At 47.7% G+C, this 15,868-nt stretch carries 17 protein-coding genes; 12 read left to right on the forward strand and 5 right to left on the reverse strand.

Going from position 1 to position 15,868, the window contains the following annotated elements:
- The coding region (locus C7460_RS24140; protein ID WP_221409598.1) for a hypothetical protein at window positions 1-195 on the forward strand (195 nt) is incomplete at its 5' end.
- 9 nt (window positions 196-204) lie between these two features.
- On the opposite strand, the gene lysS is transcribed toward C7460_RS24140, so the two are convergent.
- Window positions 205-1,920 carry a lysine--tRNA ligase gene (gene lysS, locus C7460_RS20840; RefSeq protein WP_115870080.1) on the reverse strand — a complete coding sequence of 572 codons (1,716 nt, stop codon included), beginning with the start codon at window positions 1,918-1,920 and terminating at the stop codon, window positions 205-207.
- Window positions 1,920-3,101: a proline dehydrogenase family protein gene (locus C7460_RS20845; RefSeq protein ID WP_115870081.1), complete on the reverse strand. Its 1,182-nt coding sequence runs from the start codon at window positions 3,099-3,101 to the stop codon at window positions 1,920-1,922. The genes lysS and C7460_RS20845 overlap by 1 nt, the downstream gene beginning before the upstream one ends.
- 85 nt (window positions 3,102-3,186) lie before the next feature.
- Here C7460_RS20845 and aroB point away from each other — a divergent pair, with 85 nt between their 5' ends.
- From aroB to C7460_RS20890, 9 genes are all read left to right on the forward strand, one after another.
- Complete coding sequence (gene aroB / locus C7460_RS20850; protein WP_245986507.1) at window positions 3,187-4,221, forward strand: 3-dehydroquinate synthase; 1,035 nt, start codon at window positions 3,187-3,189, stop codon at window positions 4,219-4,221.
- A gap of 229 nt (window positions 4,222-4,450) precedes the next feature.
- Window positions 4,451-5,674 (forward strand): 3-phosphoshikimate 1-carboxyvinyltransferase, encoded by a 1,224-nt coding sequence (gene aroA / locus C7460_RS20855; protein WP_115870082.1) that lies wholly within the window; start codon window positions 4,451-4,453, stop codon window positions 5,672-5,674.
- 91 nt (window positions 5,675-5,765) lie between these two features.
- Window positions 5,766-6,431, forward strand: coding sequence for a DUF2064 domain-containing protein (locus C7460_RS20860; RefSeq protein ID WP_115870083.1), 666 nt, complete (start codon window positions 5,766-5,768; stop codon window positions 6,429-6,431).
- Between the two features lie 142 nt (window positions 6,432-6,573).
- A complete protein-coding gene (locus C7460_RS20865; RefSeq protein WP_115870084.1) occupies window positions 6,574-6,909 on the forward strand; it encodes an arsenosugar biosynthesis-associated peroxidase-like protein in 336 nt (111 codons plus the stop codon).
- Window positions 6,910-6,965: 56 nt separating this feature from the next.
- Window positions 6,966-8,006 carry an arsenosugar biosynthesis radical SAM (seleno)protein ArsS gene (gene arsS / locus C7460_RS20870; protein WP_115870152.1) on the forward strand — a complete coding sequence of 347 codons (1,041 nt, stop codon included), beginning with the start codon at window positions 6,966-6,968 and terminating at the stop codon, window positions 8,004-8,006.
- A 28-nt stretch (window positions 8,007-8,034) separates the two neighbouring features.
- Complete coding sequence (gene arsM / locus C7460_RS20875; protein WP_115870085.1) at window positions 8,035-9,006, forward strand: arsenosugar biosynthesis arsenite methyltransferase ArsM; 972 nt, start codon at window positions 8,035-8,037, stop codon at window positions 9,004-9,006.
- 65 nt (window positions 9,007-9,071) lie between these two features.
- Entirely contained in the window at window positions 9,072-10,430 is a 1,359-nt protein-coding gene (locus tag C7460_RS20880; protein WP_115870086.1) for a M28 family peptidase, read from the forward strand.
- A 20-nt stretch (window positions 10,431-10,450) separates the two neighbouring features.
- Window positions 10,451-10,897: an RrF2 family transcriptional regulator gene (locus C7460_RS20885; RefSeq protein ID WP_115870087.1), complete on the forward strand. Its 447-nt coding sequence runs from the start codon at window positions 10,451-10,453 to the stop codon at window positions 10,895-10,897.
- A 119-nt stretch (window positions 10,898-11,016) separates the two neighbouring features.
- Window positions 11,017-11,562: a carboxymuconolactone decarboxylase family protein gene (locus C7460_RS20890; RefSeq protein ID WP_170148125.1), complete on the forward strand. Its 546-nt coding sequence runs from the start codon at window positions 11,017-11,019 to the stop codon at window positions 11,560-11,562.
- A gap of 59 nt (window positions 11,563-11,621) precedes the next feature.
- On the opposite strand, the gene C7460_RS20895 is transcribed toward C7460_RS20890, so the two are convergent.
- The gene (locus C7460_RS20895) at window positions 11,622-11,777 is read right to left on the reverse strand and encodes a zinc ribbon domain-containing protein (protein WP_115870089.1); all 156 of its coding nucleotides are present in this window, start codon (window positions 11,775-11,777) and stop codon (window positions 11,622-11,624) included.
- Complete coding sequence (gene ettA / locus C7460_RS20900; RefSeq protein ID WP_115870090.1) at window positions 11,777-13,456, reverse strand: energy-dependent translational throttle protein EttA; 1,680 nt, start codon at window positions 13,454-13,456, stop codon at window positions 11,777-11,779. The genes C7460_RS20895 and ettA overlap by 1 nt, the downstream gene beginning before the upstream one ends.
- Before the next feature lie 81 nt (window positions 13,457-13,537).
- On the opposite strand from ettA, the gene C7460_RS20905 reads away from it, so the two are divergent.
- Both C7460_RS20905 and C7460_RS20910 read left to right on the forward strand, forming a co-directional pair.
- Window positions 13,538-14,773, forward strand: a complete 1,236-nt coding sequence (locus C7460_RS20905; protein WP_115870091.1) for a DUF349 domain-containing protein — start codon at window positions 13,538-13,540, stop codon at window positions 14,771-14,773.
- Between the two features lie 136 nt (window positions 14,774-14,909).
- Window positions 14,910-15,131, forward strand: coding sequence for a DUF2795 domain-containing protein (locus C7460_RS20910; protein WP_115870092.1), 222 nt, complete (start codon window positions 14,910-14,912; stop codon window positions 15,129-15,131).
- A 77-nt stretch (window positions 15,132-15,208) separates the two neighbouring features.
- On the opposite strand, the gene ispD is transcribed toward C7460_RS20910, so the two are convergent.
- On the reverse strand, window positions 15,209-15,868 hold the full coding sequence (ispD, locus tag C7460_RS20915; RefSeq protein ID WP_115870093.1) for a 2-C-methyl-D-erythritol 4-phosphate cytidylyltransferase: 660 nt from the start codon (window positions 15,866-15,868) through the stop codon (window positions 15,209-15,211).

Raw genomic sequence — 15,868 nt, forward strand, 5'->3', positions numbered from 1 at the left:
TCGGCTTCCTTCATGCAGGTCTTCACAGACAATACACTTGCCGCTCAGCTAGTACTTCCCCTCATCGGGCGTACAGAGGACTTGTCCCTTTTTTTTTTTTTAAAAAAAAACTCACCTCCAAGTATTTGCGCCCTGCCGGGCGCACACAAAAAAAGTGCACCCGATCTCTCGAATGCACTTTTCTTTTATGGTTAAGTGATCGTGTTACTTCACGCTGATCACCATGCCAGTATCTTCTTTGGTAACATTCACCACTCCCGCATTGCGGAGGCCTTTTACAGCCTTATCCCACTTTTTGTTGGACAGTCCGGCGGCAGATTTCAGCTCGTCCAGAGGCATTTGGCCCTGGGGTTTGAGCAGCTCAAATACCTGCTTTTCGTCTTCATTGAGTTCTACTTTGGCCTTTTTCACTGGCTTCATCTGAGGGAAAAACAACACATCCTGAATGGAGTTGCTATCCGTCATGATCATGGTAAGTCGGTCGATACCAAGCCCTACCCCTGCCGTAGGAGGCATGCCGTACTCCAGTGCTCGCAAAAAGTCCTCATCCATGGCCATAGCCTCGTCATCACCACGTTTGGCCAGCTCTAGCTGATCTTCAAAGCGCTTGCGCTGATCGATAGGGTCATTCAGCTCAGAGTAGGCATTCATGATTTCTTTACCATTACAGATGGCCTCAAAGCGTTCTACCAGACCTGGCTTGGAGCGGTGCTTCTTCGTCAGCGGAGACATCTCCTCTGGATAGTCCGTGATGAAGGTCGGCTGGATCAGCTGGCTTTCACATTTCTCACCAAATATCTCATCGATGAGTTTGGCCTTACCCATGGTATCATCTGTAGGTACGTCGAGTTTCTTGGCTGTTTCACGAAGCTCCGCCTCTTCCATCTGAGAGATGTCTATACCTGTAAAATGCTCGATTGCCTCAAACATGGTGAAGCGTTTCCATGGTCGCTGGAAGTCGATTACGTTTTCACCTACCTTCACTTTGGTATCTCCATGCAGCTTAATCGCAATGCGCTCCACGAGCTCTTCCATGAAGTCCATCATCCAGTTGTAGTCCTTATAAGCTACATAGAGCTCTACCTGTGTAAACTCCGGGTTGTGAAAGCGCGACATCCCTTCGTTTCTGAAGTCTTTGGCAAACTCATACACCCCATCAAAGCCACCTACGATCAGCCGCTTGAGGTACAACTCATTCGCTATACGGAGGTAGAGCTTCATGTCGAGGGTATTGTGGTGCGTCTCAAACGGACGTGCTGCGGCACCTCCATGGATGGGCTGCAAAATGGGCGTTTCCACCTCCAGGTAGCCATGCTCATTCATAAAATCACGAATGGTGTTGACCAGCTGCGTGCGCTTCTTAAAAGTTTCCTTCACATGTGGATTGACGATCAGGTCCAAATACCGCTGACGATAGCGCTGCTCCGGATCGGTGAAGGCATCATAGGTCTTTTTGTTTCCTTGCTCGTCCTCAGTCTCTTTTACGATAGGCAGCGGACGTAGTGATTTGCTCAGCACCTTGAGCTCAGTCACATGGATAGAAATTTCACCCACCTGAGTAGTAAACACATACCCACGAATACCGATGATATCCCCTATATCCAGACGTTTTTTGAAGACATCATTGTAAAGTGACTTGTCCTCTTCAGGGCAGATATCGTCTCTTCGCACATAGATTTGGATTCTACCTGTGCTGTCCTGGATTTCAGCGAATGATGCCGACCCCATGATCCGGCGGCTCATAAGCCTGCCCGCTATGGAGATGTCCTTATAATCGGTCTTTCGGCGCTCATAGTTTTCTTTGATGTCTTTTGCAGACACATTTACTTCAAATAGCTCCGCAGGATACGGATCTACTCCCATTTTCATCAAAGCTTCACGCTCTTCTCTTCGCTGAATTTCCTGTTCGGTTAAGTGCATTATTTTGTTCGTCTTCTTTTGATTTCTTTTTTCACCAAAGTGAACTCACGCCCACTCTGCCCCGCTATCGAGGTATTTTCATCCGCTCTGCGAAAAAGATATGGCAGCACCTTTTCCACAGGCCCGTACGGCACATATTTGGCCACTTTATAGTCCATATCTGCCAGCTTAAAGGAGATGTTATCACTCATCCCCAAAAGTTGCGCAAAATACACCCGATCATCGGATTTTGCTATACCATGAGCATCCATCAGGTTGACCAGCAGCTGACAGGAGGCCTCATTGTGCGTACCTGCACACACTGCAAACCGATCGATGTGCTCTATGGCAAACTCCAGTGCCCGGTTGTAATCACGATCGGTAGCAGCTTTATCCGGCTGTATAGGATCTGGATAGCCTTGCTCCTCAGCACGCTCTCGCTCCTTTTCCATATAGGCCCCACGTACCAGCTTCGCCGCAAAGTAACACCCTTTGGCCGTGACCTCCTCATAGGCCCGCACCATATTGGTGTATGCTTCATGCCTGTACAGCTGGTAAGTGTTGTACACATAAGGCTGCTCCTTATTGTATTTGATCATGAGCTCATAGCAGATCTCATCGATGACATCCTGTATCCAGGACTCCTCTGCATCTATCATAAACTTCATGTCGTGCTCCACGGCCTGGCCCACAATGCGATCTATGCGGTATTTCATCCGATCATAGCGCTGCTGTTCCTCATCGGTAAGCTTTTCTCCTTTTTGCTTTTTCTCCATCAGCCGAACCGAACCCAGCCCACTCATTTTGATCACACAAAAAGGAATACTCACATGCTGACGGGCATACGCCGAAACCCGCAGGGCTTCTTCCATAGCCTCGTCATAGCCATCTTCATTCGCCTCCCCTTCCACACTGTAGTCGAGGATTGTTTTTACGTTTCGCTCGGCCAGCTGAATCATGCGAGGCTCACTGCCTTCTATGGATTCGCCACCGCAAAACTGATCAAACAAGGTCTTGCGAATAATTCCCTTCACAGGTAAATGTATCTTCAAAGCTGCTGTAGTAAGGGTAGTGCCAGCTTTCACCATCCAGGGGTAGTTCATGGTGGAAAACACGAAATGCGACTTTTTTAGCTCCCAGTCAGACTTATGAGCAAAAGCAGTAGCCGTGTCTTCGAAGTTAATTTTTGAGTTTTCTGACATACTTTTGAATCTGACGGCAAAGATAGTAAGCTCGTCATCAATTTTTTACGATCATTGCACTCCTAAATCACAAGCACTTAGCATCTTGAAAACACCAGATTACATTCACTTCACTGACACCCCCGCAGAGACCCTTCAAAAAGTACTCACCGACCTGGCACCGGACAAGGTGGCTTACCTGGTAGATGAGAACACCCAAAAGCACTGCTTACCACTGCTGGGACTGCCTGAAGACAGCCTGGTGATTGCCATCAAAAGTGGTGAAAAACATAAAACACTGGACACCTGCCAGCACATTTGGGAGCAGCTTACCACGGCGGGGTTTAGCAGAAAATCGCTTCTGGTAAATCTCGGAGGCGGGGTGATTGGAGACATGGGCGGATTTACTGCAGCTACTTATAAGCGCGGCATCCGGTTTGTCAACATCCCCACTACTCTGCTAGCGGCTGTAGATGCCAACATCGGCGGTAAGCTGGGCATCGATTTTATGGGTTTCAAAAACCACATCGGCGTATTTCAGGACCCGGATGCGGTCATCGTGTCGGATATCTTCTTAAAAACGCTCCCAGCACGAGAACTGAGGTCTGGCTTTGCTGAGGTCATCAAACACGGCCTCATCTACGACCAAAAGTATTATGAGCAGACTTCTGCGAGTGACTTCCCCGACCTGGATTGGAATGATGTCATCCGCCAATCAATTGCAATCAAAGGTGCAGTGGTAGCCGAAGATCCACGCGAAGGTGGGCTGCGCAAAATCCTCAACTTTGGGCATACCCTCGGCCATGGTATAGAAACGTGGTACCTCAACGCCAGCAAATCTTTGCTTCATGGAGAAGCAATAGCCATTGGTATGATACTGGAAGCCTATCTGAGTTATAAAACGGGTAAGCTAAGCCTGCAAGAGGTCAATGCGATCAGTGACTACCTCACCGGCATCTACGGCACCAATGAGCTTCCTCCTCTGGATGAGGTGATGAAGCTCATGGGCCAGGACAAAAAAAATGTAGGTAGTGAAATCAGATTCTCACTACTCGAGCGTATCGGCGCATGCTTATATGATGTCACGGTATCCGCCGAATGGATTCGTGAATCCTATAAGTTTTATGAAAACCTTAAATAAAAAGATTTTCCTTTTCCTCGATACCGCTTTGCGTACTAGTTTTGGCGGTCTTTGACTTTGTTTTCGAAATCTTCTTTGGAGAAGACACCATCAAAGTGAAAAATCCGACCAGCGCTGTGGCGATAAATGTGCCTAGTGTTTTGGTAATTAACATGTGACTTAAAGTTTAGTAAGGGTATAACGCAAACAATTAAAAAGCTGTTTACCCTTGGTTAAAAATAATTTAGGCTTGAAATATCTCGTAAAAAAATTCGGCGAATCACTCCAGAGTGAGGTCCAACTGACATCCTCTAAAAGTGAAAGCAACAGAGCGCTACTAATCAATGCATTGAGTGGAAATAAGCTCGAGCTGAGCAACCTTTCCGCAGCGCGCGATACGCAAACCATGCAACGTCTGATGCAAGAAGCAGGCCAAACCTGGGATGTATTGGATGCAGGCACTACCATGCGCTTTTGCACAGCTTTTCTAGCAGTGAAAGGCTCCGGACAGACCATCACTGGTACACCGCGTATGTGCGAGCGTCCCATTGGCCTACTGGTAGATGCACTCAGAAAACTGGGTGCAGAGATAGAATACCTGGGAAAAGAAGGCTATCCGCCACTAAAAATCAATGGGCTACAGGAGCAAAAAGCCAAACGCATTGAAATACCGGGAAACATCAGTAGCCAGTTTATCAGTGCGCTGCTCATGATAGGCCCTAGCTTGCCTGAGGGCATACAGCTCCAGCTGACCACCGAAGTGTTTAGCCGTCCTTACATAGAGATGACACTTGGCCTGATGAAGCGATTTGGCGTAACTGCCGATTGGTCCGGAGACACCATCACGGTGCCCCACCAGGAGTACACCGGTGGTGCCTATGCCATAGAAAGTGACTGGTCGGGAGCAAGCTACTGGTACTCCATCGCCGCTTTGGGAGAAGACACCAACTTACTGTTGGGTGGCCTCCGAGGTGAAAGCTTACAAGGTGACCAGGAGATTGTCAAAATCATGGAGAAAATGGGCGTGCAAACTACCTACAGCCCCTCAGGAGCTCACCTCACCTCCAATGGCCGATTAGAAAAAGCAATTGATATCAACTTCAAAACCTGCCCTGACCTGGCACAGACAGTACTGGTCACTGCTGCGCTAAAAGGTGTGACGCTACACATGACAGGCCTCGAAAGCCTGCGCATCAAAGAAACCGACCGGATAGCCGCCATGCAGGCCGAGCTCAAAAAATTAGGCGCCACGCTTACCGAAGATGGCAACACCTGGAAAATGGTGCCTGGCGAAGTGCCTGCAAAGATCGAAACCATCGATACCTACGACGACCACCGTATGGCTATGGCTTTTGCACCGGTGAGCATGCTACAGGACATCACCATCGATGACCCTGGCGTAGTAGCCAAATCCTACCCGGCATTTTGGGAGGATTGGAAGTCTGTAGGCATCCAGATCGAAGAGGTTTCATAAAATCATAGCAATTGAACATCCGCTGACATTTCGCATTTCGTAAGTCCAGGCAGGTGAAAGTTTAGGAAAAACTTTTAGTATCTTGGTTTAGATGAAAAAGCGTACTGCGGTATTGATCTTTCGGCGTGAGGCCTCTGAGGAAATCAGGAGGAAGCGATTTTGGGATCGCTCTCCTGTGATCAGCTACCTCTACAAACGTACGCTGCGCGTTGCTGAAGCCACTGGCTTTGAGGTGATAGACCATATAGACAGTGGCTCTGCCCATCCAGCGCAAATTCAACAAAGGCTCACAAGCACCATTGCGAGGGCCTTTGAAACAGGCATGTCTCGTGTACTGGTCATTGGCACAGACTGTGCTACGCTCAGCACCGAAGATCTGCTACAAGCATCCCAATCACTGCAGCACCACCCAACCGTACTCGGTCCTGACCAGCGCGGAGGTGCCTACCTTATGGGCTTCAACAAGGCAGCCTTTGAGCGGCATCTGTTTGCAAAACTACCCTGGGGATCGGCCCGATTTGCCGAAGATTTTTTGCGCTGCTTCCCCAAGAGTGTGTGCCAAACCCAACAGTTTGACCTCAACTCGCCCAAAGAACTCCAAAGGCTTGCAAAAAGTACCCTACGCAAGAAACTACTCAAGCCACTCATTGCCCTGATAGGTACTCACTGGGAGCTTCCGTTTCCAGTGATGAAAATGGCTGATAACATCGCCTATTTTCACAAGCCACTAAGAGCCCCTCCAATGGGCCAAAGGTGAGGAACCTCACTTTTAGCTATTCCATTTTACTTGTAACTGCTTAAAAAAAATTCACCAGACAACTGGTAAATACAGTATGCATTGGCTCTAGCCTAACACGCCAGAGCCCGGACCTAATATCTTATAACTAAACCATTCAATGATGAAAGAAACCTATTACAACCGCGAAGACCTGGGAAAATTTGGCAACATCACCGAATTTCAAAAAGAAATGGGCGAAAAATTCTTTGACTACTACGGCACCGTATTTGAGCCCGGCGCACTATCTGCCAGAGAAAAATCACTCATCGCTTTGGCTGTAGCTCATGCCGTGCAGTGCCCTTACTGCATAGATGCCTACACGGCTGACTCTTTGAAAAAAGGCTCAGATGAGGAGCAAATGATGGAAGCCATTCATGTAGCGGCGGCCATCCGCGGAGGGGCATCACTCGTGCACGGCACGCAGATGATGAACCAGGTGAAAGATAAAATGATGTAAGCACTCAGCGCATCAAAAGCATTGAAGAAAACTCGAAACCCAAATTTATCATGAGCATAAAGTCACTAAGCAGACAGCAACATGAATTGGCCCGTGCAGAAAAGCAAGTAGGGATACTCGATGATTATGAGTCGATTGGCATCCCTAGCTTTCAGCAAAAGCTGGAAAACATTGGCCTTTTTCCGCTAAAGCCTACCAACCTGGAGATCTTCCAGATCAACGTAGGTAAAATGTGCAATCAGGTCTGCAAACACTGCCATGTAGATGCCGGACCAGACCGCACAGAGATCATGACGCGTGATACCATGGAGCAGATACTCGAGGCAGTAAAAGGAAGTGAAGTACAGACCATTGACCTCACCGGAGGAGCACCAGAAATGAACCCACATTTTCGCTGGTTTGTGGAGGAGCTTTCCGCACTGGGCAAGCACATTATCGTGCGGTGCAACCTCACCATCATAGTAGCCAACCCCAAATACCACGACCTTCCTGAGTTTTATAAAAAACACAAGATCAACGTGGTATCATCGCTGCCCTATTTTGCTGCACGCCGTACCGATGCACAACGTGGCGAGGGAGTGTTCGAAAAATCCATCCGCGCGCTAAAGATGCTCAACGAAGTAGGCTATGGCAATCCAGACTCAGGACTGAAGCTGGACCTGGTCTACAACCCCTCTGGGGCCTTTTTACCAGGCGATCAGCAAGAGCTTCAGGGAGAGTTTAAGCAAAAGCTGTGGGACATGTACGAAATCGTCTTCAATGACCTTTTTGCCATTACAAACCTTCCCATTAGCCGGTTTTTGGACTATCTGATCACTTCAGAAAACTATGAAGAATACATGACAGAACTGGCCAATGCCTTCAACCCGATGGCTGCACCAGGCGTCATGTGTCGCAACACCATCAGTGTGAGCTGGGACGGCTACCTGTATGATTGTGATTTTAATCAAATGCTGGACATGAAGCTGGAAAACGCTCCTCAGCACATTTCCGACTTTAACCTCCAGCAAATCCACAATCGCCCCATACGGATTAGTCAGCACTGCTACGGCTGCACCGCAGGCGCCGGATCTAGCTGTGGAGGCACCACTACCTAACGAGTACATCAAACCTCAATAAAAACCAATGGAACAATACCTGGACGTCACCAAAGACATATACAAAAAAGCTGCTATCACTCCAGACGTGGGGTTGTGCTGCACCACCACCCCTGTGTGGGCTTTTCCAGAACTGGAAATCCCCAAAATCATGCAACAAATGAACTACGGCTGTGGAAGCACTGTGCACCCAAGAGACCTGGTCAACAACCCCAGGATTCTTTATGTAGGGGTGGGCGGGGGCATGGAGCTGCTGCAGTTTGCCTATTTCAGCAGACAAAAAAGTGGCGTGATCGGTGTAGAAGTGGTGGACGAAATGCTCGAAGCCAGCCGCAAAAACTTTACAGAGGCGGAGACACTCAATCCGTGGTTTCAGTCAGACTATGTAGAGCTACGCAAAGGCGACGCGCTAAACCTTCCCGTGGAGGATGCTTCCATTGACGTGGCAGCACAAAACTGCTTGTTCAATATTTTTCATGAAGATGACCTCAAAAAGGCCCTTCAGGAAATGTATCGGGTACTCAAACCTCACGGCAGGCTTGTGCTTTCTGACCCTATCAGCGAGTCGACCATGCCCGAAAACCTGAAAAACGATCCAGAGCTACGCGGACTTTGCCTCAGTGGAGCTCTCCCACTAAATGACTATATAAAAATGATCACCGATATAGGCTTTGGTACAGTGGAGATACGCGCTAAGCGCCCCTACCGCATTTTAGACCCAAAACACTACGATACTCCCGAGTCCATTTTCATAGAAAGTGTGGAAGTTTGTGCCATAAAAGACCCAATGCCCGAGGATGGGCCATGTGTTTTTACTGGTAAAACAGCCATTTACTTCGGAGATGAGGAGTACTTCGATGACCACAAAGGGCACGTACTTACCCCCAATCAGCCGCTAGCCGTTTGTGATAAAACCGCAGGCAACCTCGCTGCGCTGGGCAGAGATGATCTGTTCATTTCCGAAAGCACTTTCCACTACGATGGCGGAGGATGCTGCTGATATTTATATAGTCGGTAGGGTATAAAAATAAGCAAGGGCTAAATTGCGAGTGAAACACAAGAATTATGCGAACACTCCTTTTAGCCCTTTTTTTAGTCCCACTCACGCTCACTGCCCAGCATGAAGCTACCATCAAGCAGATTTATGACTATCAGCTCACACAGAGTGAAGCGTATGAAAACCTACGCTACCTCTGCAAGCAAATTGGCCCCCGGCTTTCGGGCTCTCCTCAGGCAGCAGCAGCTGTAGAGTACACCCGCCAACTGATGGCCAGCTATGGCTTTGATACGGTGTACTTACAGCCCGTAATGGTACCAAAATGGGTGCGAGGACAACAAGAAATTGCAAGAGTGATCAATTCACAAACGCACGGTACCTGGGAGCTGAGCACCACCGCACTGGGCAACTCCATTGGCACAGGTCCGGATGGCGTACTAGCTGAAGTAGTGGAGGTGAGCAGCATAGAAGAAGTCAATAGGCTCGGCAAAAAGCTGGAAGGCAAAATCGTCTTCTACAATGGCAAAATGGACCCGACCAAAATCAACACCTTTAGCGCTTATGGGTCTGCTGTGGTGCAGCGAGCATATGGTGCTTCCGAGGCAGGTAAGTTTGGAGCCAAAGCGGTGATCGTCCGATCGATGACCAACCGCATAGATGACATCCCTCACACGGGTTCACTGGTCTATAAGCCCCTGATGCCACGCATTCCTGCAGTGGCCATCAGCACGCAAGATGCCGATGCACTCAGCAAACAAATCGCAGCACAAAAAGAACTAAAAATCTATATGGAGACCCACTGCAAAATGGAAGGCGAAGTACTTTCTTACAATGTGATTGGCGAAATCACCGGCACAGAGACTCCTGATGAGTACCTGGTAGTGGGCGGCCATCTGGACTCCTGGGACCTGGGCGAGGGAGCTCACGATGACGGTGGCGGCTGCATGATGTCTATCGAAGTGGGTCGCACACTGCTCAACCTGGGGCTAAGGCCGAAACGTACGCTCCGAGTGGTCATGTTTATGAACGAAGAAAATGGCCTAAGAGGTGGAGAGAAATATGCCGAAATGGCCAAAGCCAAAGGAGAAAAACATCTGGCGGCACTGGAGTCTGACTCGGGTTCTTTTGGCCCAATGGGCTTCTCCTCTATGGGTACAGACAAGCAACGCAAAAAAATACAAAGCTGGGCGCCCTACTTCCGCCCTTACCATGTTTGGAGTTTTGAAAACATCGGCTCAGGAGCAGACATCAGCCCGCTGGAAGATCAGGTTGTGTTCCTAATGGAAATGGAACCGAACCCGCAGAAATACTTCAACTACCACCACACTGCTGCAGATGTATTTGAGGTGGTAGACAAAAGAGAACTGGAACTAGGTGCAGCCACTATGGCAGCCATGATCTACCTGATCGATCAGGAAGGCCTCTAATTTTCGATTATTTTTGAAGCATGCAAGCGAGCACTCAATATGCGAAGGCCATCCATTTGTGCATTTACCTCAATGTACACCGCTACAAGCTCGTGCCATCTACAGAGCTCGCAGAAAGCCTAATGACCAATGCTGTCGTCATTCGAAGACTCATTGGTCTGCTTCGAACAGCTGGCATCGTTAAAACCGTGGCTGGACCAAAAGGTGGTTTTGCGCTCAATAGAGCTGCTAGTGAAATCTCCCTTTGGGACCTGTACCTGGCCACTCGTGATAGCCAGCTCTTTCGGCAACCTGCTAAAATCAACCCCACGTGCCCGGTCAGTAGTCACCTTGGCTTTTTGGTTTCGGATAGCTTTTCTCAGGCTGAGCAGGACATGAAACCTGCACTAGATAATGAAACGATAGACCAGCTGACCCAAAAGCTACGAGCCAAAGTGGGAGAAGAAGCCATTGCCAAAGGCCAATAGTATCCACACTGTCAGCGCCCTTACATTTCTCCATGCTCAGTCTTAAATGATGCAACTCCACCATCAAACTAGCGTGTATATATGTAACTTTATTTATTACATATAAATTTGAAATGAAAATGAAGAATCTAGAAGTATTGACCTACGAAAATGCACCACAAGAATCACAACAAATCTTTGACCAGCTGAAGGAAAAACTAGGAAAAGTGCCCAACGTATATGCTGCCATTGGCAACTCCCCCAAAGCCCTGGGAGGGCTACTAGGACTGGCTGACACCCTATCCAAAGGTGAGTTCACCGCCAAAGAAGTAGAAGCGGTAGCACTAGCAGTAGCTGAAGCCAATACATGTGACTACTGCCTGGCAGCCCACACCACAGTGGGTAAAATGCAGGGGTTCTCTGAGGAAGAGACAGTTGCTATCCGTACTGGAGAGATCGCGGATGAAAAACTAAAAGCATTGAGTGACCTGGCTAAAGCTATCACGATCAGCCGAGGCAAACCTGAGCAAAATGTGGTGGATGCCTTTCATGCTGCCGGGTACTCAAAAGCTGCTTTGGCTGAATTGATAGGCCTGGTTGCAGTCAATACGATTACCAACTATGCCAACCACCTGGCAGACACGGAAATAGATTTTCCAGCTGCACCACAGCTAGCCGAAGCATAAGCTTGTGATCAAAAAACAAAAGCGGCTGACTCATAATTGGGTCAGCCGCTTTTTTATGTTCAAATAAACAGGTAAAGTAAAAATAGAATGATCAGCAGTATAGCCACCCATTTATATCCGGGACTAAAGTCTGTGAATTCATATCCGCATATCGGACATTCCTTGCTTCGGGCCGGTACTTCCATGGCACAGGATGGGCATTCCTTTTGCTTCATTATTTCAGGTTTCGGTACTTGATACGCTTGGGCGTGTCATCCCCTAGCCTCTTTTTCCTGTTTTCCTCATATTCGGTAAAGTTGCCCTCAAACCAATACACCTGAGAGTCTCCTTCATAGGCTAGTATATGTGTACAGATTCTATCCAAAAACCATCTATCATGTGATATGACTACTGCACAGCCGGCGAAGCTTTCGAGGGCCTCCTCCAGCGCACGGAGTGTGTTTACATCCAGGTCGTTGGTAGGTTCATCCAAAAGGATGAGGTTTGCGCCCTCTTTAAGCGTGATGGCCAGGTGTACACGGTTGCGCTCTCCACCTGATAGCACCCCTACTTTTTTCGTCTGGTCAGAGCCAGAAAAATTAAATCGGCTTACGTAAGCTCGGGCATTCATCTCTCGATCTCCTAACTGGATGATTTCATTACCGCCAGAGATCGCATCAAAAACGGTATCATCTGGCTTCAAGTCATTGTGTTCCTGATCCACATATGCCATTTTCACGGTAGATCCCACCTCAAATGTACCTGCATCCGGCTGCTCTTTTCCCGTGATCAGGTTAAAGAGCGTAGTTTTACCTGCGCCATTGGGACCAATTACCCCTACTATTCCACCTTGCGGCAGGCTAAACGTTAGGTTTTCAAACAAGAGCTTGTCTCCATAGGCCTTAGACACACCCGTGGCTTCTATTACTTTGGCACCCAGACGTGGCCCTGGTGGGATGTAGAGTTCCAGTTGTGATTCTTTTTCTTTGCCTTCTTCCCCCATTAGCTTATCATAAGCCGAAAGCCTTGCTTTGGCCTTGGCTTGTCTGCCTTTTGGAGTCATCCGTACCCACTCCAGCTCTCGCTCCAGTGTTTTTTGGCGCTTAGATTCTGACTTTTCTTCCTGCGCCAGTCGCTTTTGTTTTTGGTCTAGCCAGCTACTGTAGTTTCCTTTCCATGGGATACCTTCTCCCCGGTCCAGTTCCAAAATCCAACCGGCTACATTGTCCAAAAAGTAGCGGTCGTGGGTCACGGCGATGACCGTTCCTTTGTATTGCTGCAAGTGCTGCTCTAGCCAGTGCACAGACTCAGCATCGAGGTGGTTGGTAGGCTCATCCAGCAAAAGCACATCGGGCTCCTGCAACAACAGGCGGCAAAGCGCCACCCTGCGTTTCTCACCACCCGACAGGTTTTTGATCACTGCATCTTCTGGTGGAGTACGCAGTGCATCCATCGCACGCTCCAGCTTGTTATCAAGCTCCCAGGCGCCTACCTGATCCAGTTTTTCCTGCACAGCACCCTGCCGCTCGATGAGCTTATTCATCTTATCAGGGTCTTCCAGTATTTCAGGTTCGCTGAATTTCAGGTTGATCTCATCGTATTCTTTGAGCAAATCTGTGATCTCAGAAACAGCCTCACTGATGACTTCTTTTACCGTTTTTTCCTGATCTAGAGCAGGTTCTTGCTCCAACAAACCCACGCTATACCCGGGCGAAAACACCACTTCTCCCTGAAAATCTTGGTCTATACCGGCGATTATTCGTAATAAGGATGATTTTCCTGATCCATTTAAACCCAACACTCCTATCTTCGCACCGTAAAAGAAGGATAGGTATATATTTTTAAGTACCTGTTTCTTAGGAGGGTATATTTTGTTTACCCCCGCCATTGAAAAGATTATTTTTTCGTCTGACATTTTTGCGTAATTTCAAATTTCAACGTCGAAGTTACTGTATTTATCTGTCCGACGATACCAAGTGTCAAACAGTTTTAAGTTGTGAGTGCAAAGGAAATACCTTTCGGTAAAATCAAAGAAAACAAAATCTATCTCAACCCCTGGGGGCCGCACGACGAGCGCGAAATAGGAGAGGTAAGAGAAGATGAGGCTACATCTATTAAGTATTTCGAGGACAAATACATTGAACTAGAAGCCAAAGTAACTAAAGTAGAAGACGATATAGAAAGCTCTCAAAACAAGGGATCTTTTCTGATGAAACTACTCCACCTCAAGGAGCTCCTCACCAGACACGATGGCCTGGGTGACTATCCAGCACTTCTTGAAAGACTTGAAAAACAAGAAGTCCTCCTCCAGGACATCATTGAGAAAAACCGGGAGAAAAATACTGAAATCAAAACTGCCCTACTCGATGAGGTAAAAGCAGCTGCTGAAAAGATCAACTGGAAAGAAGCTACCGCTGAAATCCACGACATCAAAGAGCGGTGGATAAAAACGGGCAATGCCAAAGAAGAAGATCAAGAGCGCCTGGAAGAAGAGTTTTGGGGAGTAATAGATGCTTTTTTTGAAAAGAAAAAACGGTTTTACGAAGACAAGAAAAGACTGGGTGACAAACGTGTACGTGAGTATGAACAGCTGGTAAACCGTGCACAAAACCTGGCAAACCTTCGTGGTAAGGAGCGCTTCGATGAAGTAAAAGCCCTGAAAGCCGAATGGAAAGAAATAGGCAATGTGCCAAAAACACAATATGTACCTCTTCTAAAGGCTTTCAATTATGCTCTAAAACCAAAAGTGAGTCCCAGGCCCAGACCACAAGGCAGACCTCAACAGCCGTCCATTGATTTTGCAGAGGTCAATCAGGTCCTCAATGAGTTCTTGAGTGGTGAGCGGCCTTACAACTTCAAAGAGCTAGACGCACTTCGCAATAAACTAAAAGCCTATCGTCCGCATGAGCCTCAGCTCAAGCAGCTCCGCAAAGAAGCCTTTGCAACCATCCAGCTACTGATGGAGCGTGATTTTGTAGATAAGCTAGCCAACAAGCGCTTCAGCAATTTCGGAGAAATGGACAAAGTCAAGAAAACACAGATACGCATAGGTGTACTGGAAGAGCTTATCAGCCGTGATCAGGCCGATCTGGAAAAATACCAGGAAAACTCTGCCAACTTTGCTCCATCGAGTGGAAATATGCTCAGCATGGTAGAGAAAAAGCTCATGCAGCAGCAAAATAAAATCGCTGTAAAAACGCGCTTATTAGAAATGCTAAAAGCAGATAAGTGAAAGTTTTTCTCGAAAATGAAACAAAATAATTGCTTTTTACATTAAAGTGTAATAATAATGCGGGGTGGGTCAATATAGAATTTGATTTTACACCAGAAAAACTATTTTTGCACGAAATTTCATAAAGGCATAAGATATGTATTGGACATTAGAATTAGCTTCATACCTTGAAGACGCACCATGGCCGGCAACCAAAGACGAATTAATCGACTACTCAATCCGTTCGGGTGCTCCTCTTGAGGTGGTAGAAAACCTCCAGGAACTTGAAGATGATGGGCAGCCATACGAAAATATCGAAGAAATCTGGCCAGACTACCCCACAAAAGAGGACTTCTTCTTCAATGAAGATGAATACTGACACAACTTATTAAAAAGACATTTACGAAAAAGGCCCTGCTTCGAGGGCCTTTTCTATTTCTTGAGCTTCCGGGCTACTTAGTCCATAAGCGCCTGAGCCACTAGCAAATCTTCTGGAGTAGTGATTTTCAGGTTGCGGTAACTCCCCTCCACGGGTACCACCTCCATACCGGCAGCCTCATATACAGAGGCATCATCAGTAAAAACCGGCTGCTCTCCGAGCGCAAAAGCTTTTCGAATCAAATCAACTTGAAAAGTTTGAGGGGTCTGTACCAATAAATATTCTGCTCGATTTCTACTTTCTGTAAGACTCCCGTGCTTCTTCCGAATGGAATCTTTGAGTGCCACCATGGCTACTCCCGAACCGTGTGTAGCAGCAGCCTGAAAACTCTCTGCAATAACCTCCCGGGGCACGAGCGGCCGTACAGCATCATGGATGGCCACTACATCACCAGAGACCAGTCGCAAGCCGGCAGCCACACTCTGATAGCGCGAGGATCCGCCCAGCGCTACCTGCACGTTCTTCCCAGCAAAAAACTGCTTTTGGATATCCTCCCATTTTGCCCGATGGGCTACTGGCAACACTACCACTACCTCTATGGCAGGGTCATAACCAAAAAAAGCCTCAATGGTATGTACCATTATAGGCTTTTCTTTTAATTCGATAAACTGCTTCGGGAGCGACTGACGCATGCGCGTGCCGCTACCACCAGCCACTATCACTACGCTTTTGCTCAT

Source organism: Marinoscillum furvescens DSM 4134 (genome assembly GCF_003386095.1).
Classification (GTDB): Bacteria; Bacteroidota; Bacteroidia; order Cytophagales; family Cyclobacteriaceae; genus Marinoscillum; species Marinoscillum furvescens.

What these genes read in the sequence shown, in the direction of transcription:
- C7460_RS20910 (WP_115870092.1), top strand. Translation starts at nt 14,910, where the DNA reads ATGTATTGGACATTAGAATTAGCTTCATACCTTGAAGACGCACCATGG.
- lysS (WP_115870080.1), bottom strand. Translation starts at nt 1,920, where the DNA reads ATGCACTTAACCGAACAGGAAATTCAGCGAAGAGAAGAGCGTGAAGCT.
- ettA (WP_115870090.1), bottom strand. Translation starts at nt 13,456, where the DNA reads ATGTCAGACGAAAAAATAATCTTTTCAATGGCGGGGGTAAACAAAATA.
- C7460_RS20880 (WP_115870086.1), top strand. Translation starts at nt 9,072, where the DNA reads ATGCGAACACTCCTTTTAGCCCTTTTTTTAGTCCCACTCACGCTCACT.
- C7460_RS20845 (WP_115870081.1), bottom strand. Translation starts at nt 3,101, where the DNA reads ATGTCAGAAAACTCAAAAATTAACTTCGAAGACACGGCTACTGCTTTT.
- ispD (WP_115870093.1), bottom strand. Translation starts at nt 15,868, where the DNA reads ATGAGCAAAAGCGTAGTGATAGTGGCTGGTGGTAGCGGCACGCGCATG.
- C7460_RS20865 (WP_115870084.1), top strand. Translation starts at nt 6,574, where the DNA reads ATGAAAGAAACCTATTACAACCGCGAAGACCTGGGAAAATTTGGCAAC.
- arsM (WP_115870085.1), top strand. Translation starts at nt 8,035, where the DNA reads ATGGAACAATACCTGGACGTCACCAAAGACATATACAAAAAAGCTGCT.
- C7460_RS20885 (WP_115870087.1), top strand. Translation starts at nt 10,451, where the DNA reads ATGCAAGCGAGCACTCAATATGCGAAGGCCATCCATTTGTGCATTTAC.
- C7460_RS20895 (WP_115870089.1), bottom strand. Translation starts at nt 11,777, where the DNA reads ATGAAGCAAAAGGAATGCCCATCCTGTGCCATGGAAGTACCGGCCCGA.
- C7460_RS20860 (WP_115870083.1), top strand. Translation starts at nt 5,766, where the DNA reads ATGAAAAAGCGTACTGCGGTATTGATCTTTCGGCGTGAGGCCTCTGAG.
- C7460_RS20890 (WP_170148125.1), top strand. Translation starts at nt 11,017, where the DNA reads ATGAAGAATCTAGAAGTATTGACCTACGAAAATGCACCACAAGAATCA.